26 protein-coding genes are annotated in these 25,831 nt (G+C 54.3%); 9 read left to right on the top strand and 17 right to left on the bottom strand.

The genetic code is table 11. The features are described 5' to 3' along the window. Positions 1-21: 21 nt before the first annotated feature. The 13 genes from RCF31_RS16495 to RCF31_RS16435 form a co-directional block, all read right to left on the bottom strand. Entirely contained in the window at positions 22-714 is a 693-nt protein-coding gene (locus RCF31_RS16495) for an amino acid ABC transporter permease (protein ID WP_416411722.1), read from the bottom strand. 19 nt (positions 715-733) lie between these two features. Beyond that, the gene (locus tag RCF31_RS16490) at positions 734-1,426 is read right to left on the bottom strand and encodes an amino acid ABC transporter permease (RefSeq protein ID WP_416413278.1); all 693 of its coding nucleotides are present in this window, start codon (positions 1,424-1,426) and stop codon (positions 734-736) included. 144 nt (positions 1,427-1,570) lie between these two features. Next, positions 1,571-2,389: a transporter substrate-binding domain-containing protein gene (locus RCF31_RS16485; RefSeq protein ID WP_299459750.1), complete on the bottom strand. Its 819-nt coding sequence runs from the start codon at positions 2,387-2,389 to the stop codon at positions 1,571-1,573. A gap of 20 nt (positions 2,390-2,409) precedes the next feature. Beyond that, a complete protein-coding gene (locus RCF31_RS16480) occupies positions 2,410-3,147 on the bottom strand; it encodes an amino acid ABC transporter ATP-binding protein (RefSeq protein WP_310615994.1) in 738 nt (245 codons plus the stop codon). A 31-nt stretch (positions 3,148-3,178) separates the two neighbouring features. Next, positions 3,179-3,745, bottom strand: coding sequence for a peroxidase-related enzyme (locus RCF31_RS16475; RefSeq protein WP_299459746.1), 567 nt, complete (start codon positions 3,743-3,745; stop codon positions 3,179-3,181). Beyond that, a complete protein-coding gene (locus tag RCF31_RS16470) occupies positions 3,742-4,224 on the bottom strand; it encodes a CMD domain-containing protein (protein ID WP_416411721.1) in 483 nt (160 codons plus the stop codon). Before RCF31_RS16470 ends, RCF31_RS16475 begins: the two co-directional genes overlap by 4 nt. Beyond that, a complete protein-coding gene (locus tag RCF31_RS16465) occupies positions 4,221-5,681 on the bottom strand; it encodes an NAD(P)-binding domain-containing protein (protein WP_416411720.1) in 1,461 nt (486 codons plus the stop codon). Before RCF31_RS16465 ends, RCF31_RS16470 begins: the two co-directional genes overlap by 4 nt. Before the next feature lie 232 nt (positions 5,682-5,913). After that, positions 5,914-6,867 (bottom strand): LysR family transcriptional regulator, encoded by a 954-nt coding sequence (locus RCF31_RS16460; RefSeq protein ID WP_299459737.1) that lies wholly within the window; start codon positions 6,865-6,867, stop codon positions 5,914-5,916. Positions 6,868-6,948: 81 nt separating this feature from the next. Next, positions 6,949-7,422, bottom strand: a complete 474-nt coding sequence (locus RCF31_RS16455; protein ID WP_299459735.1) for an OmpA family protein — start codon at positions 7,420-7,422, stop codon at positions 6,949-6,951. Next, complete coding sequence (locus RCF31_RS16450; RefSeq protein ID WP_416411719.1) at positions 7,419-8,633, bottom strand: diguanylate cyclase domain-containing protein; 1,215 nt, start codon at positions 8,631-8,633, stop codon at positions 7,419-7,421. Before RCF31_RS16450 ends, RCF31_RS16455 begins: the two co-directional genes overlap by 4 nt. 1 nt (position 8,634) lies before the next feature. Beyond that, entirely contained in the window at positions 8,635-9,201 is a 567-nt protein-coding gene (locus tag RCF31_RS16445; protein WP_416411718.1) for a YfiR family protein, read from the bottom strand. A 349-nt stretch (positions 9,202-9,550) separates the two neighbouring features. After that, positions 9,551-10,459, bottom strand: coding sequence for a proline dehydrogenase family protein (locus RCF31_RS16440; RefSeq protein ID WP_416411717.1), 909 nt, complete (start codon positions 10,457-10,459; stop codon positions 9,551-9,553). 301 nt (positions 10,460-10,760) lie between these two features. Then, complete coding sequence (locus RCF31_RS16435) at positions 10,761-11,669, bottom strand: LysR family transcriptional regulator (RefSeq protein ID WP_416411716.1); 909 nt, start codon at positions 11,667-11,669, stop codon at positions 10,761-10,763. Positions 11,670-11,798: 129 nt separating this feature from the next. On the opposite strand from RCF31_RS16435, the gene RCF31_RS16430 reads away from it, so the two are divergent. The 6 genes from RCF31_RS16430 (at position 11,799) to RCF31_RS16405 (ending at position 19,764) form a co-directional block, all read left to right on the top strand. Next, positions 11,799-13,109 carry an MFS transporter gene (locus RCF31_RS16430; RefSeq protein ID WP_416411715.1) on the top strand — a complete coding sequence of 437 codons (1,311 nt, stop codon included), beginning with the start codon at positions 11,799-11,801 and terminating at the stop codon, positions 13,107-13,109. Between the two features lie 17 nt (positions 13,110-13,126). Continuing rightward, a complete protein-coding gene (locus RCF31_RS16425; protein WP_416411714.1) occupies positions 13,127-14,215 on the top strand; it encodes a tartrate dehydrogenase in 1,089 nt (362 codons plus the stop codon). 2 nt (positions 14,216-14,217) lie between these two features. Further along, complete coding sequence (locus RCF31_RS16420) at positions 14,218-15,477, top strand: glycerate kinase type-2 family protein (protein WP_416411713.1); 1,260 nt, start codon at positions 14,218-14,220, stop codon at positions 15,475-15,477. Positions 15,478-15,975: 498 nt separating this feature from the next. Continuing rightward, positions 15,976-16,704: a gluconate 2-dehydrogenase subunit 3 family protein gene (locus tag RCF31_RS16415; protein WP_416411712.1), complete on the top strand. Its 729-nt coding sequence runs from the start codon at positions 15,976-15,978 to the stop codon at positions 16,702-16,704. Positions 16,705-16,721: 17 nt separating this feature from the next. Continuing rightward, positions 16,722-18,491, top strand: a complete 1,770-nt coding sequence (locus RCF31_RS16410) for a GMC family oxidoreductase (protein WP_416411711.1) — start codon at positions 16,722-16,724, stop codon at positions 18,489-18,491. Positions 18,492-18,501: 10 nt separating this feature from the next. After that, positions 18,502-19,764, top strand: coding sequence for a c-type cytochrome (locus tag RCF31_RS16405; protein ID WP_416411710.1), 1,263 nt, complete (start codon positions 18,502-18,504; stop codon positions 19,762-19,764). A gap of 71 nt (positions 19,765-19,835) precedes the next feature. Here RCF31_RS16405 and RCF31_RS16400 read toward each other — a convergent pair whose 3' ends face one another. Both RCF31_RS16400 and RCF31_RS16395 read right to left on the bottom strand, forming a co-directional pair. Continuing rightward, a complete protein-coding gene (locus RCF31_RS16400; protein WP_416411709.1) occupies positions 19,836-20,384 on the bottom strand; it encodes a YbhB/YbcL family Raf kinase inhibitor-like protein in 549 nt (182 codons plus the stop codon). A 49-nt stretch (positions 20,385-20,433) separates the two neighbouring features. Continuing rightward, complete coding sequence (locus RCF31_RS16395; protein ID WP_416411708.1) at positions 20,434-20,997, bottom strand: cupin domain-containing protein; 564 nt, start codon at positions 20,995-20,997, stop codon at positions 20,434-20,436. Positions 20,998-21,153: 156 nt separating this feature from the next. Here RCF31_RS16395 and RCF31_RS16390 point away from each other — a divergent pair, with 156 nt between their 5' ends. Then, positions 21,154-21,486 (top strand): PadR family transcriptional regulator, encoded by a 333-nt coding sequence (locus RCF31_RS16390; RefSeq protein ID WP_084876682.1) that lies wholly within the window; start codon positions 21,154-21,156, stop codon positions 21,484-21,486. Next, the gene (locus tag RCF31_RS16385; protein ID WP_299459697.1) at positions 21,487-22,119 is read left to right on the top strand and encodes a hypothetical protein; all 633 of its coding nucleotides are present in this window, start codon (positions 21,487-21,489) and stop codon (positions 22,117-22,119) included. It begins immediately after the preceding gene. On the opposite strand, the gene RCF31_RS16380 is transcribed toward RCF31_RS16385, so the two are convergent. Together RCF31_RS16380 and RCF31_RS16375 are read right to left on the bottom strand one after the other, a co-directional pair. Beyond that, positions 22,116-22,952, bottom strand: coding sequence for an aldo/keto reductase (locus tag RCF31_RS16380; RefSeq protein WP_416411707.1), 837 nt, complete (start codon positions 22,950-22,952; stop codon positions 22,116-22,118). The two genes, RCF31_RS16385 and RCF31_RS16380, sit on opposite strands and share 4 nt — an antisense overlap. Beyond that, positions 22,933-24,279 (bottom strand): NTP/NDP exchange transporter, encoded by a 1,347-nt coding sequence (locus RCF31_RS16375; RefSeq protein WP_416411706.1) that lies wholly within the window; start codon positions 24,277-24,279, stop codon positions 22,933-22,935. The genes RCF31_RS16380 and RCF31_RS16375 overlap by 20 nt, the downstream gene beginning before the upstream one ends. Positions 24,280-24,592: 313 nt before the next feature. Between RCF31_RS16375 and RCF31_RS16370 the strand changes: the two genes are divergently transcribed. Further along, entirely contained in the window at positions 24,593-25,831 is a 1,239-nt protein-coding gene (locus RCF31_RS16370; RefSeq protein WP_416411705.1) for a glycoside hydrolase family 28 protein, read from the top strand.

Here is a 25,831-nt window from a genome sequence, read left to right as displayed (position 1 = left end):
AAACGGCGCGGTTTATCCGGGTCAGCTGCGAACGCGCAACTTCGCCTCGATGATATCGGCGATCCTGGTGACCAGCCAGGCAATCACCATGTAGAACACCACCGCAATCAGGAAAGCTTCCAGATAGTAGAAGTTCAGCGCGGCGGTAAGCTGTGCCTGAGCGAAGATATCCACCACTTCGATGGCAAAAGCCAGCGACAGCGCTTTCATGATCACCATAAAGGCGTTCGCCAGGTCCGGGATTGCCGCCACGATAATTTGTGGGAACATCACCCGACAGAATAGCTGGCCATCGGTATAACCCAGCGACTGCGCCGCATCCGATTGTCCGCTATCAAACGAGTTCAGCGCCCCTTTCCACACCTCGGCCTGGAAAGCGGCCACGCAGGCACTGAGCGCCACGATGATAATCACCCAGTTCGGCAGCGAGTGGGCATTCACTTCAATACCAAACAGCGTGGCAACGAAATGCAGCGCCGGTGGCAGGCCGTAATAAGCCAGGAAAATCACCACCACCATTGGCACGCCTTTGAAAGCGATTTTGTACGCCAGCACCAGCTGACGCAGCACCGGCAGGCGCTTATGCTCCACAAAGGCGAACAAGCCGCCAATCAGTGTGGAACAGATAAAAACGGTAATAGCCATCGCCAGCGTAACCGGCACCGCATCCAGAATGCTCCAGAAGTCCGGCAGCAAAACCTCAATATCAAACATAATCGGTGTTCTCTCTCTGTCAGACGCTGGCGGTGAACTTCACCGGGCTGGCCGCCGTTTTCGAGTTGTATTTGGCGTGACGTTGCTCGAAGAAACGGACGATCAGCCAGGCACCCAGGCAGAGCAATGAATAAAGCACCGCCAGCACCAGATAAGTGCCGAACTGATACTGGTTGTAATCACGCTCCATAATCAGATGCGCGGTTGCCATCACATCGGCCGCGCCGATATACATCACCAGCGCCACGTTGTGGATCAGGTAGATGATGGCATTGCCGTAGCCGGGCAATCCGATATGCAGCGCCTGCGGTCCGACGATGCGCCAAATTTTCTGCCGGAAGCTGTAGCCCATGCTGTCAGCGGCATCATGCTGGCCGCGCTCCACGGCCAGAAACGCCGGACGCATAACTTCGGAGAGATAGCCGCCGTGGTAGAGGCTCAGGCCTACCATCGACGCCACCGTGGCCGACATAAAATCGCCCACGCCGAACGACTCCAGCACCAGCGGCAGGCCATAAAATGCCACAAACAGTTGCAGCACCACCGGAACACTGCGCGCGTAAGAGACGTAGAGATCGGTCAGCTGGCTAATCACCGGGATGCGACGCACGCGGAAGGTTGTCGCGATCAGTGCCAGCACAAAGCCGACAATCATCGCGACCAGCATAATGGCGAGCGTTAACGGCAAAGCCGACAGTAGCTCGGGAATCATGGTCGAAAGATTCACTGTGAAACACTCCTGAAAAAAATGTCTGCGTTACACGCATTGGTGTAGCGGCGCGATTTATCGCGCATCTTTTAAAAGATCACGCGATAAATCGCGCCGCTACGGAAACGAAGGTTTCAGGTGAACCGATTATTTCATGTACTTGACGATATCTTCGCCGAACCACTTCTGTGACAACTTATCGAGCGTGCCGTCCGCTTTCAGCTCTTTCAGCGCCTCGTTCACATCGTCATTCAGCTTTTTATTCTCGTCAGAGCGGTGAATCAGGACGTAGGTGTTGTTAATGGCAACCGGCTCACTGGCTTTGATCGCCAGCTTCTGGTTGTCGATCACGGTTTGCTCACCGAGGTTGGAAGGCAGAATCAGCGCATCATATTTGCCGTTCTGTACTTCTTTCAGGCGGTCCGGATAAGGCACACCGGCGCTGGAGGCTTTGATGTCGATCTTGTCGCTCGGGTTTTCCTGCTGCCATTGCATAACAAACTTGTAGACGCCACCACCGGCGGTTACCGGAACGATATTCTTACCCACCAGATCCTTCATGCCGTTGATATTGCTGTCTTTACGGCTGTAGATCTTCATCAGGCTGGCACCGATCGGATTATCGGGGATCAGAAACTGTTTGCTGCGCGCCGGAGCCTTGTAGTAGCCGCCGGTCGCCATATCATATTTGCCGGTTGCCAGGCCGGTTTCCTGAGCGATATCCGCCGCACCTTCCATAACAAATTTGTACTGGGGCAGTTTCGCGTTGATGGCTTTCAGTACATCCGGCTCATAACCCTGCGGTTCAACGCCGATAGCGCCCCACGACAGCGGCTTAGATTCTGCCGCGGTGGCGATTTTGATGGTGCGCACCGATTCCGCATAGCTGGTGGCGGCACTGAGTAACGCGATGGTCACGATACCCGGCATTGCCAGGCGACGTAATGTTGTTTTGATTGCAGGCATGTCTTTGATTCCTGTAATTATTAGAGTACGTGTTCTGAATTGAGGAACTGTGCAAGGCGTGGCAGGCTCGGGTTATCGAAAATCTCTGTCGGGCTACCCTGCGCCGCGACAACACCCTGATCCATAAACACAATGCGGTTGGAGATACTTTTGGCAAACTGCATTTCATGCGTCACCAGCAGCGATGTAATGCCGGAAGACGTCACGTCTTTAATCACCTTCAGCACTTCTCCCACCAGCTCAGGGTCGAGCGAGGAAGTGGGTTCATCGAACAACATCACATCCGGGCGCAGCGCCAGCGCACGCGCAATGCCGGTACGTTGCAGCTGACCACCGGAAAGCTGAGAGGGATAGTGATCCTGCTTACCACCTAGACCGACCCGATCCAGCTCCTGAACAGCGATAGCGCGCGCTTCCTGCTTCGATTTACGCTGCACCGCGATCAGCGGGTCCATCACGTTTTCAATCACCGTCATATTTTTGAACACGTTGAACTGCTGGAAAACCATCGCGGTACGCAGACGGATGGCCTGAATCGCGGCTTTGTCCGGCGACTGATAATCCATCGCAATCTGGTCAAACGTGATGCTGCCTGACGTCGGTTTTGCCAGGTAGTTAATGCAGCGCAGCAGCGTGGTTTTACCGGTGCCGCTCGGGCCGATAATCGATACCACGTCACCACGCTTTACCGAGAGATCGACCCCTTTCAGAATCGGCGCGCTCCCGTAAGACAGCTTAATATCTTTGAGTTCAAGCATTTGTGTTCATGTCCTTGCGGGTGAAAGACGGTTATTTCTCAATGCTGGCGTGGCCGAGCACGTGCATCAAACGGTTGGCCCAGCCAAAGATGGCGATGGCGTGGATCAGGTCGATAATTTCGTGGTCATCCATCCCCTGCTCACGTAGCGCAGCCACATCTTCCGCTGTTGCCTCTGACGGCGTGACCGACAGACGACGGGCAAAACGATAAATAGCCGCATCACGCGGGCCGAGGGTGTCAGCTTTGTCAAAGTACAGCGCACTCACCAGCGCATCGCTTTTGGTTAGCTGCGCATGGCGACGGGCATGGACTACGGCGCAATATTTGCAGCCGTTTACGATGGAAGCGCCCAACGCGCCCAGTTCACGATCGGCCCGATCCAGCCCGCCATCGACATACATAATGGCGTTAAACAGTACGGTCCGCGCTGTGTAACTCTCCGGATCGTGCGCCAGAGTGCGCACATAATCGGAGATCTTCTTATTTGATGGCGTCACCTTCATCGCGTCGAGCTGCTCCGGTGTGGCCTCAGCGACATCAACCGGCGTGATATAAGGATGCCAGTGCAACGGTTTGAGGCTGACTAACGGAATCATACGGACCTCATCAATCGTAAGCCGGACACCACACGCGTCTGGAAATTAACGAAGGCGATCAGCTCAGACAACGCCACAATTTGCGGATTGTTCAGCCCGGCCTGCTCCAGCAGATGGATATGGCTGGCCTCGGCGGCAAACGGGGTGTTGGTGACCAGGTCAGCGTGGCGGGCAATGGTCGCCAGCGGTTCGGCCAAATCCGTCTCACCGTTTGCCAGTGCCAGCAGCGCAGCGGAGGGAGACAGCTGTGCCAGCTGGGCGGCGTAGTCAGCCAGCAGATGCGCATCACCATTCAGCGCAGCCATGCGATGTGCCAGCGCCACACGCAGATCGGCAGCCAGTCCCTGATCCTGCTGTGGAGCCAATACCGACTGGCGGCACTGCTCGGCACCATCAACAAACTCCGGGCGAAAACGGCGGGCACGATACAGTTCATCCTCTGGTGTCAGCCCGGCGGACTGATCAATGGCGTCGATCACAACGCTTTCTCCTGTTTGAGTAAGGGTGTGGAATCCACCCATTCATCGCCCTGCAATTCAGGGGTGTCAAAAGCCATCAGGCTGTCGAAGTGCTGCTCAACATCCTCGGCGAACAGCGAAGCCGCAATGCCACGCACCAGGCGGTCGGCACCGGCGCTGACCGCCGGAATATCGCCAGACACTTTGCCGTGCGTCAGCATCGCCGCATCGTTGAAACAATGGATATGCGCCAGCAGCGGACAGCTACCCGGCTGACGCTCGCGAAACTCAAAGGCTGGCCCCAGATCTGGCGCTTCCAGCATGCTGGTGCGTGCTGCCCCCATTTCCGCCTGGTAGCGACCATCGGCCCAGCTGCGGATATAAGGTGCGATGGCAGCAAACTCCGGGCGACCGTTAAAATCGTTAGTGAAACCGGTCGCCGCGATCAGATAGTCGTATTGCAGCGCACCCTGGGTGGTTTCAATCACCAGCCCCTCGGCTTGCTGCTTAACCGCATTGATGCCGCAATCGAGGAAGAAACGCGCATTGGCATGGCGTGAGACGCGTAGCGTGGAGGAACGTGGCGGCGGCGTTTGCGTCGAGGCGGTGTAATCAACAAATTTCCACTTCCACGCATCCGGCAACTGATGCATCCCGTGCACTACGCCCTGGCTGCCGATGCCGGTCATCTTGTTGATACGCGGCATCTGTTTACGACGAATCAACAGATCCACCGCGCCCGCACCGTTTTCCAGCGCCGTCGCGGCGTTGTCCATTGAAGAAGCACCGGCTCCAATCACCGCCACCCGCTTGCCCTGCAAGGCGGAAAAATCGATGTCATCAGCCGAATGCGCCCAGAATTTGCGGTCGATGCCCTGCAAAAAGTCCGGTACGGCAAAACCACCGAGGCCCGAACGCCCGGTCGCCAGCACCAGACGGCGCGTATAAACGCGGCCGGTTTCGGCACCGGTGAGATCCAGCGCAATCAGGTCACCTTCAGCGGCGATGGCTGTCATGCGCACGTTGTTGCGCACCGGCAGATTCAGTACTTTGCGATACCAGATCAGGTAATCCATCCACTGATCTTTAGGGATTTTGTCCAGCGCCTGCCAGGCCTCAGCGCCCCACTGCGCGGTAAACCAGGCGCGGAAGGTCAGCTGCGGCAAGCCGAGCGATGGACCATGCAGGCTTTTGGGCGAGCGCAGTGTCTCCATGCGGGCAAAGGTAACCCACGGCCCTTCCAGCCCGGCCGGAGCGGCATCATAAGCCACCACGTTAGTGATGCCGGTTAGCAGCAATTTTGCCGTAGCGGCCAGCCCGCACATCCCTCCACCAATCACGACGACATCGCGTACCGGCGCACCATGGTGAGTGCGCGCAGGCACCCAGGCTTTGGCCGGTAATTCGAGGAATTCGAGATCCTGCTGAAGCTGTGCTTCAAGCGCGGTAAGACCGCTGGGCTGTGCTGCTGTCGTCATGGTGTTGTTCCCTGCTGCGGGTATAAACCTGCAAACGCAGGTTTAGAAGGCGCAATCAATCATCCACAAAACGCATAGTTAATGATTAATAATCAATAATACGCATAGTAAGAACTAAGGTTTTGCATAATCCCTCTGGCCCCGAAAGGAGTCAAGCAGGATGCTCACTTCGTAACCAATGGATTTCTTATATCTAAAGCAGAAAATGTTCTAAGAAGGGAGTGTATTGAATTTAATCCTGATTAATCAGTCGCATAATGCGCGGATGTTCGCTGGCGGGTAAACGCTGAAAACCCGGCAGCAACGTCTGCGCTGCCTGTTCCAGCGCCTCCACCAATGCCTGTGCGGCGCTGGTAATCTGTCGTCCCTGCGGGGTGATCACGCCAAAGAAATAGGGGATCTCTTCTTCCAGCGGACGAATCACCACACCTTCCAGCGGCATGCCCCAGGCCGTCACCGGTTCGAGGATCGCCACGCCTAAACCGGCGCGCACACAAGCCAGAATATTGGCCGAGGAATTGGTTTCGATGGTTTCGTGTGGCGGCACTTTGAGTTTTTTCAACGCCTTATCGTAGCGGCCCCGTAACCGTTGCGGACTCCAGGGGGCAATCAATCGACGCCCGGCAAGGCAGGCCAGCGTCAGCTGCGGCTGTGTGGCGAGGGGATCATCCTGCGGCAGCGCCACCACACAACGCGACTGGCCGATCCAGTGCAGGTCAACCGCGTGATGCTCCAGCGGCAGGCTACTCAGACCGAGGTCCGCCTCAGCAGTGATCACCGCGTGGGCCGTCTGTTCAGCGGATTCACTGATAATCTGTACTTTATTCTGCAAATTCAGGCTGGCGAGCGCCTGCGGCAGTAAGCCAGCAGCCAGCGCGGGCGTGGCGGCGATACTCAGCGGACGATGTTGCTGCTGGGCAATTTCCTGCGCGCGCAGACGGATTTGCTGCAATGACAGCAGCGCTTTTTGCACATACTGATGCAGCTGTAGTGCTTCTTCTGAGGGATGGATACGGGGTCCGTTGCGAATAAACAGCGGATAGCCCAGTGTCTGCTCCAGTTCCTGAATCAGGCGTGACACGGCGGGCTGCGAGCGATTCAGCGCTTTTGCCGCTGCCGTGACGCTGCCAGCGGAAATTACTGCCGCAAAGGCTTCCAGCTGACGTAAATCCAGATCGTGTAACATGCGGACATTCCCTAAGACATTGATCACCCGCGACAATCGCAGGGGCAAACATCACATCATAGAGAGAGTCGGCGCAATACGCTATGGCGCGGTAATCACCACCGCCACACGCCGGTTCTGTGCGCGCCCCTGAGCGCTGTTGTTGCTGGTCACCGGATATTTCATTCCCAGCCCGCGCGTCTCGATATTACTGCGCGGTAACGATGCCCCTGTCGCCCACTGCGCCGCGACTGCGTTGGCGCGTTTCAACGACAGCTGCTCGTTATAACTGGCAGTGCCGTAATTATCGGTATGACCATCAATGCGCAGATGTTCAATGCCGGTAACAGCAAGGTTGGTCGCCATACGGTTGATGGTGGTTTTACTTTCCGGGGTCAGTTCTGATTCGTTAATTCCGAAAAGAATTTTGTCTGACATTCCCAGCCCCCAGCCTTCCGCATTCGGGCTGAATCCCTCTTTGCGCATGGCGGCAATTTGCTCGTCGGTGAAGGTCCTTTTTGACTGACACCCGGCACAAGCGACGATGCATAGGAGTAGCAATGCTTTAAGTTTCATCCCGATACCTTTGTAATGCCCTTATGTTTGTACATATTCATATCTGCACGCTCAAGAATTGAGGTGACAGAATCACCGTGCTGCGACCAGGCATAACCAATGGTCACCGAGGTGGAGATATTAACGCCAGCAGAGATGGCAATCTTTTGCGCGATGGTGCTTTCAATCTCGCTGGTCAGCTGTTGCAGCGCATCTTCCGTGGTGTGGCTGGTGATCAGCATGGCGAACTCATCACCCCCCAGCCTTGCCACCATATCGTTTTTCGTCACCAGGCCAGACAACCTGGACGCTATGCTTTGCAGCACTTCATCGCCAGCCGCATGTCCCCAGGTATCGTTGATGCTTTTAAAACGGTCGCCATCGAGAAACAGCAGCACAAAACGCTCGTGCGCCAGCTGTTGATCGAGTAACTGGTTAAGTCGGTTGATAAAGGCCGCACGGTTCGCCAGCCCGGTCAGCGGATCTTTGAGCGCTTTGGCAGCGAGGGATTTATTGTCCCGCAGCAGCGACGCTTTTAAGGTCTGCATTTCCGCCAGCAGTGAATTCAAATCCTCGGAGAACACCTGAAATTCTTTGGTGGAGCTACCGGAGATACGCGGCGAAAAATCACCGGAGCGAATCACATTGTGGATGGTGCTGGTGATATTTCTGAAGGAGGCAAGAATGCCACGGTGCAATAACTCGCTGACCAGAAACGAGATAATAAACACGAAAATCATGCTACAGGATAAAATAATGATCGAGTATTCAATGAAATCCGCCACATTGGTCACGGTACCCGACAACGTCAACGTCCCGACTTTCGCATCTTCGTGGGTCACATTAACGGTAAGCGGCTTGGCATAAATCCAGTTGCGCAGCAGATGCTGAAACCGGCTTTCGTTTTCCACATTATCCTGCCAGTCAACTAACACCGTCTGTTCGGATGTCTCCAGTTTTGCCGCAGAAAACATGCCCTGCTCAGCCAGCAGCATGACTTTTTTCTTCGCATCGTAGCTATCTTCAAATACGGTGGCCGCCGTCAGGCTGGTACTGAGCGTATTGGCAATCAGTTCAAGATTTCTTTTTTCATAGCTTTTAATAAACAGCATCGACGTGGAAAACAGTAATAACCAACACAGCAGTAAAATAACCGCCGCATTGATGGTACTGATTTTACGTAACTGATTTCGTATAGATGATTTTTCGGTTTTTATTTTTTCGAATTTCATCTTACTGGCTTCCTTTGCGGGACAGTAATAACACATCCGGACTGACTCTCACGCCGCTTCTTGTCAGCGAGTCAAGATTTACAGAAAACACCGTCTTATCCTGATGAAAAATGAGGCAAAAGGATGCACCGATGGTACATTCCGGGTTGTTTTCAGCGATGGAAAGCATCGGGCGGCTGCTGGCTTTTTCCAGCAGCGCCACCTGCTGCTGCGGCGATTGAGCGCCAAAGTAGACCGCATCACACGGCTGCTCAGCCAGGGCCTCTTCACTGGCAAGCCACACCACGCTAAACCCCTGCTCACGCCCCTGCGGCAAAGAGAGATGGCTCACCGACGGCAGCACACAAAGCTGCGGTGGATGTTTTAAACCCGGCCATTGGGTAAAACTGATGATGCCACTGACAATACGATTTGCGGCATCGTCAGATGCCTCCGCCGCGCGTAAAGGAGAAGAAACCAGCAAGAGCAGCAACGAGAAGGTGATAAGCCAAATCCTTGCTGCGGAGGTTGCCAGTAAAGAGGCGTACTTTCCGTTCAGGATGCAGGGGTTTTCTTGTGATATTGACATACATCCATCCCTGAAAGTTAAGGTGAAATTTTACCATCATCATATAAACATGAGTAGTTTATTAAAATTTACCCATGCGGAACATCGCCGAAGCCCGACATATTGTACCGGGTATTATGCGGAAAGCATGGTAATTATTGGTACTGACGCCATACACCTACCTTGTAATTAAGTGGATCTAAAAAAATTATTAAATTATTATTTTTAATGATTATTTTTGAAATAACAGATCCAATATAAAATAAAAAAACACCCCACATGTGAATTCGCTTCATTTAATCAGATTTTTCTGCTCTGACGTCGATAAATAGCCAGCCCCCCCGATGAGAGGTGGCTGGCGTTTAACCCGTTAGCGCTTCAGCCATGCACGCAGGATATAGCCCGCAATGCGCGGATTCTCCTGCAAACGACGTGTGCTGTAACCATACCAGTCCGCACCATAAGGAACGTACACCCGCACGGCAAACCCAAGCGCGCGCACTTTGTCACGCAAAGGTTCACACACCCCCAGCAACATCTGAAATTCAAACGCGTCAGCGGCAACATGATGCTGCCTTGCCAGAGCGACCACAGCTTCAATCAGTTCTTCATCATGCGTTGCGACGCTGACAAAAACACCTGCAACGAAGCAGCACTTAACATGTGCAAGGAAATGGGAATTAATCGCTGCACGGTCGTCACTGGCTCCAGGCACCAGATACTGCGGCTCTTCCTGATAAATGCCTTTGCAAATGCGCAAACGGCTGCGTGTAACCATTAACAGATCCACATCGGCATAGCTGCGTTGCAAATAGGCCTGAATGGCGATTCCCAGATCGGCGTAGCGCTGCTGCAAACGGCGAAAGAGATCCAGTTCTTTCTGCGTACATTGCAGATCTTCCATATCCAGCGTGGCGATTTTTGCCACCTGCCTGGCCTGGGCCAGGATCTGCTGGATGCGTATTTCGCACTGCGCCTCATCATTTAACAGCCCCAATGCAGAGGGTTTAATGGATAATTCCGCATCAAGATTATGGGCAGCAATGGCGGCGATGGCCGTAGCATAAGCGGCGATCATGGCATCAGCTTCAGCCTCGGAAGAGGCGGATTCGCCCAGCACATCAAGCGTCACGCCAAAACCGGCCCGGTTGAGGTTGTGAATGACCTGCAGCGCCTCTTCAAGGGTGGAGCCTGCCAGATAACGCGTGGAAAGACGCTTAACAATAACGCGTGGAATAAAAGGCAGACTACGGGCGACTAAAACATCAATAAAATGCATTTTCTGGTTCTCTGACTAGAGGTTACCTGGTCCAGCGCAATACGCGCAGAACGTTGGCAAAAGCGTATCGCCTCGTGCTGATGCACAAGGTCACGCAAGCGTTGAACAACAAGCGCGTAGTACGCGCGTGGCTCAAAGGAAGGTGATGGTCAGAGGAGGCCAGGCAGCAGCATTCACAATGCGATGTTTCCGGTCAGGTGATGTAAAAATATGATGTCGCAGATTGCGTATTTTTAACAGGGCTGTCAAGGAAGCGATGACCTTTAATTGAGTAAGGAAATCGTTAATATCGTCCCCGTCGTTATAACTTACCCGTCAATTCCTGCTTATTATCATTCAGCAATTTCAGCATATCCTTTAAGTAATCATCTTCATTCCCTTTTTGCCAGGCAATACTTAAAGGCAAACCTTTAATATTTTCATTCAGGACCAGATTAATATAAACCACATTTTCGCTGTTCATATTACGATAAGAGGAAGGCACCACTGCCAAACCTAACCCTGCGGCCACCAGACTTAAAATGGTCTGTTTTTCTTCAGCAAATTGAGCGATATGCGGGGTCAACCCTGCCAGCCTGAACATACTCATGGTCAGGTCATGACTATGCGGACGCGTGCGCCTTTCGGGAATAATCATCGCTTCGTGTTTGAAATCGTCTAATGACACTTTTTCTCTTCCCGCCAAAGGATGATTTGCTGGCACCGCCAGCACACAACGTTCACGCGTAATAAAGCGTACCGCCAGTGCGGCATCCATAATTTGTGGCGCACGAAAGAAAATCATATCTAACCAGCCTGATTTTAGTTTAGGCAACAGGTTAATGGTTTTATCTTCAATAATATGAATATCGGTATTGGGATGCAGCGGAACAAATAAATTCAGTAATGCCGGGACCAGCCCCCGCGCCGCACTATCGATGGCACCAATTCTGAGCGTGCGACGTTGATCTTTTAATCCGCCTTTAAATCGCAGTGCCAGCGCATCAAATTGATCAATGATTTTGTTCGCTTCATCAAAAAAAATGGCACCCTCAGCGGTGAATGAAACATTACGCGTGGATCGATTTAACAGACGAACACCCAGTTCCTCTTCAAGTAAGCGAATAAAGCGAGAAAGTGACGCAGGCATCATTTCCATTCTTTGAGCTGCCCGCCCAAAATGTAACTCTTTGCCCACAGCAACAAAACAACGCAATTGATTTATATCCACATTTTCCTCGCCAAAACATTATTCAAATACTTTATATAATCGGCTATTGATGATCTGCTAATCCAAACCTGCATACTGAACTCGATTACAAAAAAATAACACCCCCTACACAAACTGGAGCACTTTAATATGAACAATCACCTCGAGAAAAGGGTGATGCGTAAAGTGACGTTGCGCATTGTCCCTTTCATCATGCTGCTCTACTTCATCGCATTTCTTGATCGTGTCAACATCGGTTTTGCTGCATTAACCATGAATCAGGATTTAGGTTTTTCGCCAACGGTATTTGGTTTGGGGGCCGGAATCTTTTTTCTCGGCTATTTTCTGTGTGAAGTACCCTCCAATCTGATCCTGCACAAAGTCGGCGCACGCATCTGGATCGCCCGCGTGATGATCAGCTGGGGCCTGGTCTCCGGTTGTATGGCTTTTGTCCAGGGTACCACCAGCTTCTACACCCTGCGTTTCCTGCTGGGTGTGGCAGAAGCAGGTTTCTTTCCCGGCATCATTCTGTATCTCAGCTATTGGTTTCCGGCCGCAAAACGCGCACAGGTGACAGCCATCTTTATGGCGGCAGCCCCGCTCTCCACCGCGCTGGGTTCGCCGATTTCCGCCGCGCTGCTGGAGATGCACGGCTTCCTTGGCTACGCCGGCTGGCAATGGATGTTTGTACTGGAAGCCATTCCGGCCGTGGTATTCGGCGTAGTAGTGCTGTTTTACCTCACCGACCGCCCGGCAAAAGCCAAATGGCTGACTGATGAAGAACGTGACTGGTTGCAGAACACCATGCTGGCGGAGGAACAGGTTCGCGCCGCGAAGCAAAGCCACAGTAGCGCCTGGCGTGGGCTGGCGGATAAGCGGGTTCTGGCACTGGCGCTGGTTTACTTCGGCACCTCGGCGGGTCTGTATACCCTGGGGATCTGGTCGCCGCAAATCATCCATAGCTTTGGTGCCTCGTCGCTGGAGATCGGTTTCCTCAATGCCTTCCCGGCGGTGATCGGCGTTATCGGCATGATTCTGTGGGCGCGTCATTCCGATCGCACAAACGAGCGCAGCTGGCATGTGATTGCGGCCTGTCTGCTGGCCGCTGCCGGACTGATTTATGCCGGTAACGTCAGCACCTTGCTGGCGGTGATCGTCGCCCTGACGCTGGTCACCGTAGGGATCAGCGCCTCCAAACCTCCGTTGTGGAGTATGCCAACGCTGTTCCTCAGCGGGCCAGCTGCCGCCGCCGGTATCGCCACCATTAACTCCATCGGCAACCTCGGTGGTTTTGTCGGCCCAATGATGATTGGTGTGATTCGCCAGCAAACCGGCAGTTATACCTGGGGTCTCTATTTTGTCGCGAGCCTGCTGACGCTCTCGGCCCTGATTGTCCTGATTCTGTCTGCACGAGCGAACAAAACGCAGACGGCTGAACTTCCTCATCCTCATACACATTGATTTAACTGGAGAATATTATGCGTAACTATGCAATCGCCGCGATTCCTGCCGACGGTATCGGTCCTGAAGTGATTTCTGCCGGGGTGGAAGTGCTGCACGCTCTGGAACGTCAGAACCCGCAACTGAAATTTGCCATCGAAACCTTTGACTGGGGTTCGGATTACTACAAAAAACATGGCGTGATGATGCCAGAAGACGGCCTGCAAACGCTGAAGAAATTCGATGCCATCTACTTTGGTGCGGTCGGTGCGCCAGATGTGCCGGATCACATCACCCTGTGGGGCCTGCGTCTGCCGATTTGCCAGGGTTTTGACCAGTACGCCAACGTGCGTCCCACCAAAATCCTGCCGGGCATTATCCCGCCGCTGCGCAACTGTGGCCCTGGCGATCTGGATTGGGTCATCGTGCGTGAAAACTCTGAGGGCGAATATTCCGGTAACGGTGGCCGCGCGCACCGTGGTCTGCCGGAAGAAGTCGGCACCGAGGTGGCGATTTTCACCCGCGTCGGGGTGACACGCATCATGCGTTATGCCTTCAAACTGGCGCAGTCACGTCCGCGTAAGCTGCTGACCGTGGTGACCAAATCCAATGCGCAGCGCCACGGTATGGTGATGTGGGATGAAATCGCCGCTGAAGTGGCGCTCGAATTCCCGGATGTGCGGTGGGATAAAATGCTGGTTGATGCGATGACCCACCGTATGACGCTGCATCCGCAGAGCCTCGATACCATCGTCGCCACCAACCTGCATGCGGATATTCTGTCCGATCTGGCTGGCGCGCTGGCCGGTAGCCTGGGTGTGGCCCCCACCGCCAACATCGATCCGGAACGTCGCTTCCCGTCCATGTTCGAACCGATTCACGGCTCAGCGTTCGACATTACCGGCAAAGGCGTTGCCAACCCGGTCGCCAGTTTCTGGACCGCCGTACAGATGCTGGAGCACCTTGGTGAGCCTGAGGCAGCAGCGCTGGTGATGGAAGGTATTGAGTACGCTTGCGCACAAGGCGTGCTGACGCCGGATGTCGGCGGTACGGCCAAAACCGTGGATGTCACCAAAGCGGTGGTGGAATTCATCACCTCTAAAGCCCCAGTTGCCGAGACCGCGTAAAGATGAGAAATGAACAGGCCGCAGCCATTTTGCAGGACATCTTCCAGCAAGCCGTTGACAGCGCCCGCCCAGGGCCTGTCATTCCTCCGGCGCTGCCGGAAAAGCCCCGTGGGCGTTGTGTGGTAATTGGCGCAGGCAAAGCCTCTGCTGCAATGGCAGCAGCGGTTGATGCGGCCTGGCCGGATGTTGATGTCAGCGGTGTGGTGGTGACGCGTTATGGTCACGCCGTACCGGCCGGGCGAATTCGTATCCTCGAAGCCGCCCACCCGGTTTCCGATGCCATGAGCGAAACCGCCGCGATGCTGATCGTCGAATCGCTACGTGGATTAAATCAGGACGACCTGGTGCTGGCATTGATTTCCGGCGGCGGTTCGGCGCTGATGGCGCTACCCGCTCCCGGCCTGACGCTGGCCGACAAACAGGCGATCACCCGCGCCCTGCTGCACAGCGGTGCCAATATCAAAGAGATGAATCTGGTGCGTCGTCATCTCTCGGCAGTGAAAGGCGGCAAGCTGGCCGCGCTGGCACAGCCCGCCCGCGTCGTCTCGCTGATTATCAGTGATGTGCCGGGTGATAATCCCACCGATGTGGCGTCTGGCCCAACGGTGGCGGATAACAGTACCCCAGGTGAGGCATTGAAAGTCCTGGAGCGCTACGGCATCCCTGTTGCCGAGCCGGTGCGTTATGTACTGAGTTTGCCCGCCAGCCCACCTCCGCCTGTCATCAACAGTGAAACCCGGCTGGTTGCCACCCCGGCGCTGGCGCTGTACGCTGCGGCTCAGGCGGTGCGACGACATGGTTTCACGCCGCTGATCCTCGGTGACGCTATCGAAGGGGAAAGCTGTCAGGCGGCTATCGTGATGGCGGGTATCGCTAAATCGGTCAAGCTTTACGGCCATCCGGTGAGCGGGCCTGCGGTGCTGCTGTCCGGCGGCGAAACCACCGTGACTGTCGCCAATGGCAAAGCCGGGAAAGGGGGGCGTAATACCGAGTTCCTGCTCAGCCTGGCCTGTGCCTTACAGGGAGAAGCGGGCATCTGGGCGATTGCCGGTGACAGCGACGGCATTGATGGCACCGAAGATGCCGCGGGTGCGATGATTTATCCCGATACGCTGGCGCGCGGCAAGCTCAATGGGCTGTCCGCCGCACGCTATCTGGATGAACATGACAGCTATAGCTTTTTCCATTCCATCGGTGATCTGGTCATTACCGGCCCCACCCTGACCAATGTGAACGATATTCGCGCCATTTTGATTAAATAACAGACTAAAAACGCGCAATAAATTGCGCCGCTACGACCTGGTGCGATATTGGAATGACAGCGAGAATTCCCGCACACACCGTAGCGGCGCGATTTATCGCGCTTCTTTTGCAACAACGCCGGGATAAAAACGCGCAATAAATTACGCCGCTACATCACGCCACACCTGTATAAATTTCCCGCACTTGTTAAAAATATCAATGCCATTAATGATCATATTTCCAGCAAAAATATGTCCAAAACCCGACAAGATATAAGAAAATGTAACAACGAAAAATGATAAAGAGGGTAACCATTTGAATGAAATGAATTTTCAACCGGAGTGATTATTTAAATAATTTATATAAACCACAGGTAATGATTATCCCGCACAGTTGCGCTTAGACTGCGCCGTTACAAAACAATAACATTAACCGCGAGGTTAATTGTCTAATTGTTTAAATAAAGACACCAGGCAAGATCGATATCTTCAACATTATAATGAGAAGCTGGCAGTAAAATGGCAAATGAATCATGTGGTATTGGCAGGCGGCCTTTTATCATAGGCTCCTTAATTGGTATTGCATCATTAGGCGTTAAAGGTGGCGTCAGCAGCGTTTTTGCCGCAGTCCCCACTGCCGCAGAAGAACTGAATAACTACCAACCGGTATTTTTCAACGCGGAAGAATGGAAATTCATTCTGGCCGCCTGCGATCGCCTGATCCCGTCCGACAAAGAAGGCCCGGGAGCACTGGACACCCATGTTCCGGTGTTTCTCGATAAACAAATGCTGACGCCGTACGCCAAAGGCGAAGAATGGTATATGGATGGCCCCTTTGACAGCCATGCCAGCCTGCTGTTTGGCTATCAGATGCCCTTCCCGTTACAGGTGCTGTATCGCAAAGGCATTGCCCTCACCAATCACTATACCCGTATTAAATACAATCAAAGTTTCAGCGAACTTCCCGGAATAATTAAAGACGCGGTATTAACCGATCTGCAAAAAAATAACGTGGATTTTTCCCAGTTTGGCGAAGCGGACCTGAACGCCGGTTATTTCTTCACCCGACTGCTGGAAAATACCAAAGAAGGTTACCTTGCCGATCCGCAATATGGCGGAAATAAAAATATGGCGGCGTGGAAAATGATTAATTTCCCCGGTGCACGCGCCAGTTTCCCGCAATGGATAAAAATACATAACGTCAAATATCCCCTTGGCCCCGTCTCACTGAGTGGCGAGCAGGCCTGATTCTTCCTGGAAAGCAAATGAAAAAGACCAATGACGCCGTCGATGTCATCATCGTCGGCCTGGGCTGGGCCGGTTCAATTATGGGTATTGAACTGGCGCAGGCTGGATTGAAAGTGCGCGCGCTGGAGCGTGGTGAAGATCGTCTCAACAGCGATTATGCCTATCCGAAACCGGCCGATGAGCTGGCTTTCACCAAACGCCATAAGATTATGCAAAGCCCCCACGATGTGGCTTTCACCATTCGCCATAATGCCTCCGAGACCGCGCTGCCGATGCGCGAACTGGGTGCGTTTCGTCTGGGTGATGGTGTCGGCGGTGCCGGGCTGCACTGGACCGGGATGATCACCCGTCCAACGCCGGTTGACCTGAAAATGAAAACCTGGGCCGACGAACATTTTAAACGCGGCGAACTGGATGAAGAACTGCGCATTCAGGATTTCCCGGTCAGCTGGGAAGAGATTGAACCGCATATGGATTTTTTCGATAAAGTCTGTGGTTCTTCGGGCGAAACCGGCAACCTGCGCGGTGTGATACAAGCCGCTGGCGACCCGTTTGAAGGGGCCCGTTCTAATCCCTTCCCTAACCCACCGCTGGCAGACAGCCTCAATAGCAGCATGTTCCGCAAAGCCGCACAGGAGATGGGCTATCACCCCTACTCGATGCCGTCAGCGGCGGTGTCGGTGCCCTATACCAACCCCTATGGCCAGCAAATCGCCCCCTGTAACTATTGTGGCTTTTGTCAGTTCTACTCGTGCCTGAACTACTCGAAAGCGTCACCGCAGACGGCGATCCTCGATCGTCTGAAGCAGATGGCTAACTTCGACTATAAAACCCGCGCCAACGTGATTCGCGTCGAGAAACATGCCGACGGCAAAACCGCCACCGGTGTGACCTATATCGATGAAAACGGTGACGAAGTTTTCCAGCCCGCCAGCATCGTTATCCTCTCGACCTTTGGTCTGAATAACGTGCGCCTGCTGCTGAATTCGTCTATCGGCAAACCCTACAACCCGATCACCGAAGAAGGAGTGATTGGCCGTAACTACACCCACCAGTACGGCGGTGGCTTTACGTTGTTCTTTGATAACCTGGAATTCAACCCGTTTGCCACTGCCGGACCGACCGGCACGGTGATCAGTAACTTCGGGACCGGTAATGTTGACACCGCAGCGCTCGGTTTTATCGGCGGTGCCAAAATCTACAGCTCGCAGCCCACCGGTACGCCGATGGCGGCGGCGGTGAAAAAAGGCGCGCCTTCCTGGGGAAGCGGCTGGAAAAAAGGGCTGAAAGAGAGCTACGGCCACTCGATGGGCGTGAAGCTGGAAGGCAGCAATATGGCGACCCGTGGCAACTATCTCGACCTCGACCCGGTGTATAAAGATCGCTTCGGCATGCCGCTGCTGCGCGTCACCTATGACTACGTGCAGAACGATCTGCGCATGCTGCAATTTATGAAGGAGAAGATGGAGGCGATCACCAAACATCTGAATCCGACGCAGTATTCCCACAACATTCTGAAGATGGACAGCCACTTCGCCAGCTCGCCCAACTACGTCAATACCCACAATGCGGGCGGCGCGATTATGGGTGAAGATCCGCGCACCTCGGCGCTCAATCGCTATCTGCAAAGCTGGGATGTGCACAACGTTTTTGTGATGGGAGCCAATGCTTTTCCGCAAAACTTCTATGCCAACCCCTCGGCGATGGTGGCAGGCCTGGCTTACTGGTCAGCCAAAGCCATTCGCGAGCAATATCTTAGCAACCCCGGCCCGCTGGTGCAGGCATAAGGAGATAACCATGAAATCGACACTTCGTTATCTGCTTATCGCCGGTTTAATGGGCTTTGCCCAACAAAATGCTCAGGCAGCAGACACCCCGAATGCCTCGCTGATCGCCACAGGGGAGTACCTGGCGCGTGCCGGTGACTGCACCGCCTGCCACTCCATTGCCGGCGGCAAAGAATTTGGTGGCGGGCTGGCGATTGCCAGTCCTATGGGGGTGATCTACTCCACCAATATTTCCCCCGATCCTGATGCTGGCATTGGCCGCTACAGCGAACAGGAATTTGCTGATGCGGTGCGTAAAGGCGTTCGCCGTGATGGCAAACACCTTTACCCGGCGATGCCCTACCCGGACTATCGCGGTATCACCGATGCCGATATCCACGCGCTGTATGTTTACTTTATGCAGGGGGTAAAGCCGGTAGCGGAAAAAGCGCCGGAAACCGCACTCAGCTTCCCGTTTAACCAGCGCTGGGGCATGTGGTTCTGGAACCTCGCCTTTACCGACGATAAGTCATTCGAGCAGCGTCATTCGGTGCCAGATGATATCAATCGCGGTAAATACCTGGTGGAAACTCTCGGCCACTGCGGCAGTTGCCATACCCCGCGCGGTATCGGTATGCAGGAAAAAGCGCTCAATGAATCCAGCAGCCATTATCTTGCTGGTGGCGAACTGAATGGCTGGCCGGTTCCTTCCCTGCGCGGTATGCCCACCTGGACAGTGCAGAATATTACCGATTACCTGGCAACCGGTCGCAATGATTTTGCTTCGGTCGGCGGTGAGATGACAGGGGTGGTTGAACACAGTATGCAGCACATGACCGACAGTGACCTGCATGCCATCGCGGTGTATCTGAAGTCACTGCCTGCGGATACCCCGGTCAAAAATCGCCGGGAAAATGCCGATGCTGCCACGAAGCAGACCGCCGACCTGCTCACCCAGGGACATAACCTTGGTGCGGGTCAGATGTTATATATGAACAACTGCGAAGCCTGCCACTGGACTGACGGCAACGGCGCGAAAGGGATCTTCCCCCGGCTGAATGGTGCCGATGTGGTGATTGCGGATAACCCCACCGGGCTCATCAATATCATCCTGCAAGGTGCGCAAACCCCTTCCACGCCGAAAGCTCCGTCGATTATGGCGATGCCCGGTTTTGCTGCGCGTCTGACTGATGAGCAGGTCGCCCAGCTTGCCACCTTCGTGCGCAGTGGCTGGAGCAACGATGCTCCGGCGGTGACGGCCAAAGAAGTGCAGAAGGTACGTGAAGGCAAATAACGCCTGACTGCAGCGACCACCCCGGATGAGGTGGTCGCTTTAGGCCAGTTCCCTGCTTTTGTCGGATGCGTTTATTTCTTCGGCAGAATAAATTGCCCCACCAGCCCGGCAGAGGCCAGAACATGCCCTTTTAATTGCGCCATCACCGCGTCTCTGGTTAATCCTTTCGTCAGTGCATCCGGGGTGAAGTCAGTGGCAATTAAGGTGAAATTGTAATTGTGGATATCCCCATTCAGCGGCGGGCACGGGCCGGAATAACCCTGAACGTTTTTACCGTTGCTGCCGGGGGTATAACCGGTGACCCGGGTTAAATCCCCTTTGGCGAATTGATGATGGCTGCTGTCGATGCCATAGCCGAGGAAATGGGTCATGCCCAGACCATTCATCCCCTGCGGATCTTCAATCAGCAGCACATAACTTTTGGTATTAGCCGGGGCATCACGCCAGCTCAGCTGCGGCGAAATGTTTTGCCCCGGACATTGCCCGCCACCGCCCATTGACAGCGGCAGATGGCCAGCATTGCGGAAATCCGTGGAATGCAACGTAAAGGGAGCGGCCAGCGTCCCGGCAGAACAAAACATCAATCCGGCCAGTAACCCGGCATGCGCACGTAATAACATCCGATATCTCCTTATTTATCGCTATTCTCTCGTCGGTCTGAAATAACCATCAAATCACCGCGCCGCTCTGCTGAAAGAAACGTCGGGTGCGATGATTGAGCTGAGTCGCTTTTTGCAGGGTTTGCGGATTAATGGCGGAGCGACACACATCCCAGGCGTTACCATTGGGATAGCAGGCGACCACGCTGAAATCATCCTGGCTGTGCAGCAGGCGCTGTCCGGTTCCGGCCGGTAAGAAAATCACATCACCCGCTTTGGCCTGCATCACCACACCGTTATCGCCGCCCAGCTGCCATTCCCCGCGCCCGGAGGCCACGACGAAGATGGCATGGGTGCGGCTATGGAAGTGCTGATATGAAAAAGGCGCCGCCTGCCACTGACGCGCCCATCCCGCCTGGTGCAGATCAGACATCAGGTCCGCCTGCCCGGCCTGCGTGCGAAAATGCAGAATGGGTAGCGCAGGATTATTGGGCACCCAGCCATCGGTCGCCATACGCCATTGATTGACCCACTGCAGGGAAGCCACAGCGCTGGCTTTGGCGGCCAGCGAGGGCAACAGGAAAGCCAGTAGTGCCGAGTGCTGGAGAAAATTGCGTCGGGTGAATTGAGCCATATCCATTCCTGAAAGTTCAGTGACCTGTTGAAGCCGGTTGCAAAAACGCCCATCTGGCTCCATTATTATACCTAGATAAACTAGGTATCAGACATAGCGAAGTCAAGCTAAGATAGCGGCGAAGTTTGACTCTTTCTTTGTAAGCGGGTGATGACGATGAGAAGCAGTGCTGACGATAATCTAAAGAGCCATATCGAAATGGTCATCCTGGCCGCACTGGAACGCGGCCCCAGCCACGGTTACGCGCTGATTGAGCTGATTCATCAACTTACCGATGGCGTGCTGTCGTTTCAGGAAGGGACGGTGTACCCGTTGCTGCATCGTATGGAACAGCGCGGCCTGATCCAGGCGGAATGGGAAATCGCCCCGTCGAAACGTAAACGTCGCGTCTACAATCTGACCCGCGAAGGTCAGCAGGAATTAGTCAAAAAACGTGAAGCCTGGGATAGCTACTCCGTCGCCGTCTCCTCTTTATTGCAGAGGTCGTAAATGGACCCGCTGACTGAACTACCAGAACCTGCCCGGCGTTATTTGCAGGCGTTGCAGTATGAACTGCGTTTTGAGCAGAAATACGCCGAGGATATCTGTCTGGAGATCAGCGAACATTTTTATGAAGCTGTTGAATGCAGCAGTGAAGCCCCGGAGCAGGCAGCACAGCGGGTGACACAACGCTTTGGCTCGCCGCAAAATCTGGCCGCTGAGTTTGCCGTGGTGCTTATCACCCGCAAACTGCGCAACACCCTGTTTATCAACCTCGCCATCATCGTTGCCATTCTGCTCGCCGTGCTGACCTGCCTGACCGATCGCCACGGTGGCCCGGCGGTGATTACCGCAGTATTAAGCGGCTGCGTCACCTGGGCCGGATTACTGGCGATTCAGCGTAATGAGCTGGAAGGCATTCGCTTGTATCACTGGCTATGCACGCCGATTATTGCCTGCCAGACCACCTCCTGCGCACTGCTGCTGGCCCTGCTGTGGAACCTGTTTAATTCGCCCGGCAGCACCCTTTACTATCACGCCTTTGCCGCCATCGCCGCGCTGCTGCTCGCGCTGCGCATGGTCCACCTGAAATTACGCAGCCGCAGCATGTGCGCGCTGTGGAAGCGCGCAGCACACCACTAACGCGTTTCCAGCGGCATTTTGCGGGTGGGCGGCGGAAAGGCCTCATCCATCACGCGCAAATCCGCAGGCTGCAGCTGCACGCTGAGCGCGGCAGCATTCTCTTTGATATGCGCCGCCTCGCCCGATTCCGGGATGGCGATCATATTGCCGTTGCGAATCACCCAGGCGAGCAGCACCGTCGAGGGTCCGGTCTGATATTTAGCAGCCAGCTGGGTGATGAGTGGATGACGCAGCAACGATGCGCCTTCGCCACCTAATGGGGAATAGGCCATCATCGGCATATGATGCTGGTTACACCATGGGATCAGGTCAAACTCAATGCCACGACTCGCCGGATTATAAAAAACCTGATTGGTGGCGCAGCGATCGCCCTGCTCGACGGCAAACAAATCTTCCATGTCATCGACATCGAAATTGGACACCCCCCAGGCCTTAATTTTTCCCTGCTGCTTCAGCTTTTCAAAACCGGAGACCGCTTCCGATAACACGCTGCTAAAACGCCAGTGCAGCAGGTAAAGATCGAGGCAGTCGGTGTTGAGGCGCTTCAGGCTGGCATTGCAACTGCGTTCCATCATCAGGCGATTAGCGTGATACGGGTAGATTTTGGAGACCAGGTAAACCCGATCGCGCAGGCCATCAATCGCCTTACCAATCAGCGATTCTGAACGCCCGTCACCGTACATCTCAGCGGTATCGATCACCCGCAAGCCGCTGTCGATTCCGGCGCGTAATGCATTGATCTCGGCAACTTCGCTATGTCTGCCCTGACCGAGGTGCCAGCTTCCCATGCCAATAGCAGCAACCGACTGACCATTAAGAGTGACTGTTTTCATGCAATTTCTCGTTGAGAGGAGGAAAGGTTTTCGCTTCCAGCTGTACCTGTCTGCGGCCCAGCCACTGGCTGTTAACCAGCCAGATCAATGACAGCGGCAGCGCCAGCCAGATCAGCATGCCGCCACTCAGCCCGGCCGCCCCCATCGCCGCCCAGCTCCAGGCACCGACCTGGTCACCCGCACGATAGACGGCGGTATCGATGACATTCTTGGCTTTGTATTTATCTTCCCGTTGCAGCACCGTGAACAACACCTCACGCGCGGGTCGGGCAAAGGCGAAATTGGCCCCGCGGCGTAACACCGAAAACACCACAATCGACGCGGCCACCGGCCACAGAGACAGGCTGGCAAAACCCAGCAGGGTGATCAGCGGCAGCAACCCTAACACCAGCTTCGTGCCGTAGCGCGACATCAGGCGGCTGGTAACAAACAGCTGGGTGAGCAGGGTCAACACATTGACCACCAAATCGAGGGTGGCAAAGAACGCGGTACGATCGCTGTCATGCTGGAACAGATGGTGTACCAGCTCAGCCTGGCGGAAATAGATCAGGGTTGAGGTTACCGAATAGAGCAACATATACAGGCAAATATTCAGCAAATAGGGGGACTGGAAAATGCGTGCAATGCCAGAAAAAATGCCGCCACCGAGCGGCTGTGCCTGCTGGGCTGCCCCCTCCCCCTCGGCAAGATGGGTAAAAGCACTCAGGCGCTTGACGCATCCGACCGCGCACTCCAGCAGCAGCGCGGCCAGAACAAACAGCCCGACGATATTCAGACGATGTACCAGCAACGCAGTGATGGCCGATCCCAGGATGGCACCCAGCGTGGCTCCTGCGGCCATCATGGCAAACAAGCGACTGGCACGTTCGCGCGAAAAGATATCGGCGACCAGTGACCAGAACACCGAGACAACGTAAAGATTGAACACCGAGAGCCAGACAAAAAATACCCGCCCTAACCCGATCTGCATCGATGCCGGAAGGGCAAACTTCAACACGGCAAATATAATTAACTGGCTGATAAAAAATCGGTAAACCAGCGGGATAAAACGCTTACGCGGCAGTGCACGCGACAAGGCGGCAAAGGGGATATTAAGGGCAAGGATGGCGATCAGCGTGGCGCTAAACAGCCACTGCAAATTATGCAGACCGCCATCAATACCAAAGGTATCGCGAATCGGTCGCAGAACGTAATAGGCTGAGAGCACACAAAAAATGTAGATCATGCACCAGATTAACGCCTTTACCTCTTCCGGCCTGACGGGGGTAAGACGGAGCCAGAAAGGCACCGCTGGCTGATGCTGATGGTCCGTCTGTTGACTGCCCATAAATGCTCCCGATGTTTTAATCGTTCCGTGACTGCAAATGCCAATAACTTACCTAGACAATCTAGGCAAGTAGGATTGCGCTGTCAAGATGATGTGATCGGCCTCACATTCGAAGGTAGAGAGAGAAAAGTGGGATAAAAAGGTGATTTGAACATTTATTTGCGAAGAATAACTTTTTGAAAATATTCAACGTTCTATTTTATTCCCTTCCTGATATTTCCCTGACTCACTCCACAGCGCAGCCATGAAAATAAAATTATCCGTTATGCCCGTATGTTTAAGCATTCTCTTCTCATTCGGCACAGAGGCTGCGGTGCGACTCTGCCAGCCCCAGCATGCTGATAACGCAACCCAGGCCATTCAGCAGGCGATTGATCATTGTTCGCAGTCAGGCGGGGGCAAAGTGGTGCTTTCTGCCGGGGTATGGCACAGCGGCCCGTTATTATTGAAGGATAATGTGGAGTTATATCTGGCGGCAGGAAGCCGGTTAGCGGCCAGTTATCAGGGGAATCTGTTCAGACCGGGTTTTATTTCGCAACCCGCCAGTTATGGCGAAGCCTTTATTCTGGCGAAGGATGCCAGCAATGTCGCCATTACCGGGCCAGGCGTGATTGACGGCCAGGGCGAGCAACAATGGTCACTGGCTACCACCGCACGCAACCATCTGAAACAAGGCGATACTGCCTGGTTTACCCAACATTATCCGGGTATTCCCCCCGCCAATGGTATGCCCCGCCCGTGGCTGATTGAATTTTCCCATGTGACACAGGGGAAAATTGCCCATGTTGGCATTGAAAACTCACCGATGTGGAACCTGGTAATACGCGACAGTAAGAATATTGACGTCGCCAACAGCACCATCACCAATCCACCCGATTCACCCAATACCGACGGTGTCGATGTGATTTCTTCGCACGCAGTCAGGCTGCATCAGCTGAATATCTCCACCGGTGACGACGATATATCGATTAAATCCGGGCTGGCAAAACGTACGGATAATGCGACAAGCAGCGATATCACCATTGACCATATTCAGTCTGAAGATGGACACGGCATCTCAATTGGCAGTGAAACCATCAACGGTATTGGTAAGGTCACCCTGCACGATCTGGATTTCAACGGCACCGAAAATGGGGTTCGCATTAAATCCGGCCGCGATCGCGGCGCGAATATTGGCCCGATTATGATGCGCGATGTCACCATGGAAAATGTCAAAACCCCTCTGGTGATCACCGACAGCTATGGCGGCAACGGCGGTTACTCGGCTGACAGCATCAGCCCGATTGCCGCACAGCCACTGACGGCGACCACGCCGAGAATTCACGATGTGACGATTGAGAATCTGCATGCCAGCGGCGCGCACAGTGCCGGGATCATCAGTGGATTACCGGAAGCACCACTGAGCCACATCCGTCTGGCCTCGATCCACATCGCCGCCGTGACCGGTCTGCAAAGCCGTTACGTTTCAGGCACGCAAAAGCAGGTGGACATCCATGCCGCGCGCGGTCAATCTCAGTTATCCGGACCGGACACTCATTGGATAACCCGATAA

It is taken from the genome of Pantoea sp. App145 (assembly GCF_047947045.1).
Classification (GTDB): domain Bacteria; phylum Pseudomonadota; class Gammaproteobacteria; order Enterobacterales; family Enterobacteriaceae; genus Pantoea.
This window is presented reverse-complemented; position numbering and strand designations above follow the sequence as displayed.

Excerpts from the sequence above, each read along its gene's own strand:
- RCF31_RS16495 (WP_416411722.1), bottom strand. The coding sequence starts at position 714 with ATGTTTGATATTGAGGTTTTGCTGCCGGACTTCTGGAGCATTCTGGAT.
- RCF31_RS16490 (WP_416413278.1), bottom strand. The coding sequence starts at position 1,426 with ATGATTCCCGAGCTACTGTCGGCTTTGCCGTTAACGCTCGCCATTATG.
- RCF31_RS16485 (WP_299459750.1), bottom strand. The coding sequence starts at position 2,389 with ATGCCTGCAATCAAAACAACATTACGTCGCCTGGCAATGCCGGGTATC.
- RCF31_RS16480 (WP_310615994.1), bottom strand. The coding sequence starts at position 3,147 with ATGCTTGAACTCAAAGATATTAAGCTGTCTTACGGGAGCGCGCCGATT.
- RCF31_RS16475 (WP_299459746.1), bottom strand. The coding sequence starts at position 3,745 with ATGATTCCGTTAGTCAGCCTCAAACCGTTGCACTGGCATCCTTATATC.
- RCF31_RS16465 (WP_416411720.1), bottom strand. The coding sequence starts at position 5,681 with ATGACGACAGCAGCACAGCCCAGCGGTCTTACCGCGCTTGAAGCACAG.
- RCF31_RS16460 (WP_299459737.1), bottom strand. The coding sequence starts at position 6,867 with ATGTTACACGATCTGGATTTACGTCAGCTGGAAGCCTTTGCGGCAGTA.
- RCF31_RS16455 (WP_299459735.1), bottom strand. The coding sequence starts at position 7,422 with ATGAAACTTAAAGCATTGCTACTCCTATGCATCGTCGCTTGTGCCGGG.
- RCF31_RS16450 (WP_416411719.1), bottom strand. The coding sequence starts at position 8,633 with ATGAAATTCGAAAAAATAAAAACCGAAAAATCATCTATACGAAATCAG.
- RCF31_RS16445 (WP_416411718.1), bottom strand. The coding sequence starts at position 9,201 with ATGTCAATATCACAAGAAAACCCCTGCATCCTGAACGGAAAGTACGCC.
- RCF31_RS16440 (WP_416411717.1), bottom strand. The coding sequence starts at position 10,459 with ATGCATTTTATTGATGTTTTAGTCGCCCGTAGTCTGCCTTTTATTCCA.
- RCF31_RS16430 (WP_416411715.1), top strand. The coding sequence starts at position 11,799 with ATGAACAATCACCTCGAGAAAAGGGTGATGCGTAAAGTGACGTTGCGC.
- RCF31_RS16425 (WP_416411714.1), top strand. The coding sequence starts at position 13,127 with ATGCGTAACTATGCAATCGCCGCGATTCCTGCCGACGGTATCGGTCCT.
- RCF31_RS16420 (WP_416411713.1), top strand. The coding sequence starts at position 14,218 with ATGAGAAATGAACAGGCCGCAGCCATTTTGCAGGACATCTTCCAGCAA.
- RCF31_RS16415 (WP_416411712.1), top strand. The coding sequence starts at position 15,976 with ATGGCAAATGAATCATGTGGTATTGGCAGGCGGCCTTTTATCATAGGC.
- RCF31_RS16410 (WP_416411711.1), top strand. The coding sequence starts at position 16,722 with ATGAAAAAGACCAATGACGCCGTCGATGTCATCATCGTCGGCCTGGGC.
- RCF31_RS16405 (WP_416411710.1), top strand. The coding sequence starts at position 18,502 with ATGAAATCGACACTTCGTTATCTGCTTATCGCCGGTTTAATGGGCTTT.
- RCF31_RS16400 (WP_416411709.1), bottom strand. The coding sequence starts at position 20,384 with ATGTTATTACGTGCGCATGCCGGGTTACTGGCCGGATTGATGTTTTGT.
- RCF31_RS16395 (WP_416411708.1), bottom strand. The coding sequence starts at position 20,997 with ATGGCTCAATTCACCCGACGCAATTTTCTCCAGCACTCGGCACTACTG.
- RCF31_RS16390 (WP_084876682.1), top strand. The coding sequence starts at position 21,154 with ATGAGAAGCAGTGCTGACGATAATCTAAAGAGCCATATCGAAATGGTC.
- RCF31_RS16385 (WP_299459697.1), top strand. The coding sequence starts at position 21,487 with ATGGACCCGCTGACTGAACTACCAGAACCTGCCCGGCGTTATTTGCAG.
- RCF31_RS16380 (WP_416411707.1), bottom strand. The coding sequence starts at position 22,952 with ATGAAAACAGTCACTCTTAATGGTCAGTCGGTTGCTGCTATTGGCATG.
- RCF31_RS16375 (WP_416411706.1), bottom strand. The coding sequence starts at position 24,279 with ATGGGCAGTCAACAGACGGACCATCAGCATCAGCCAGCGGTGCCTTTC.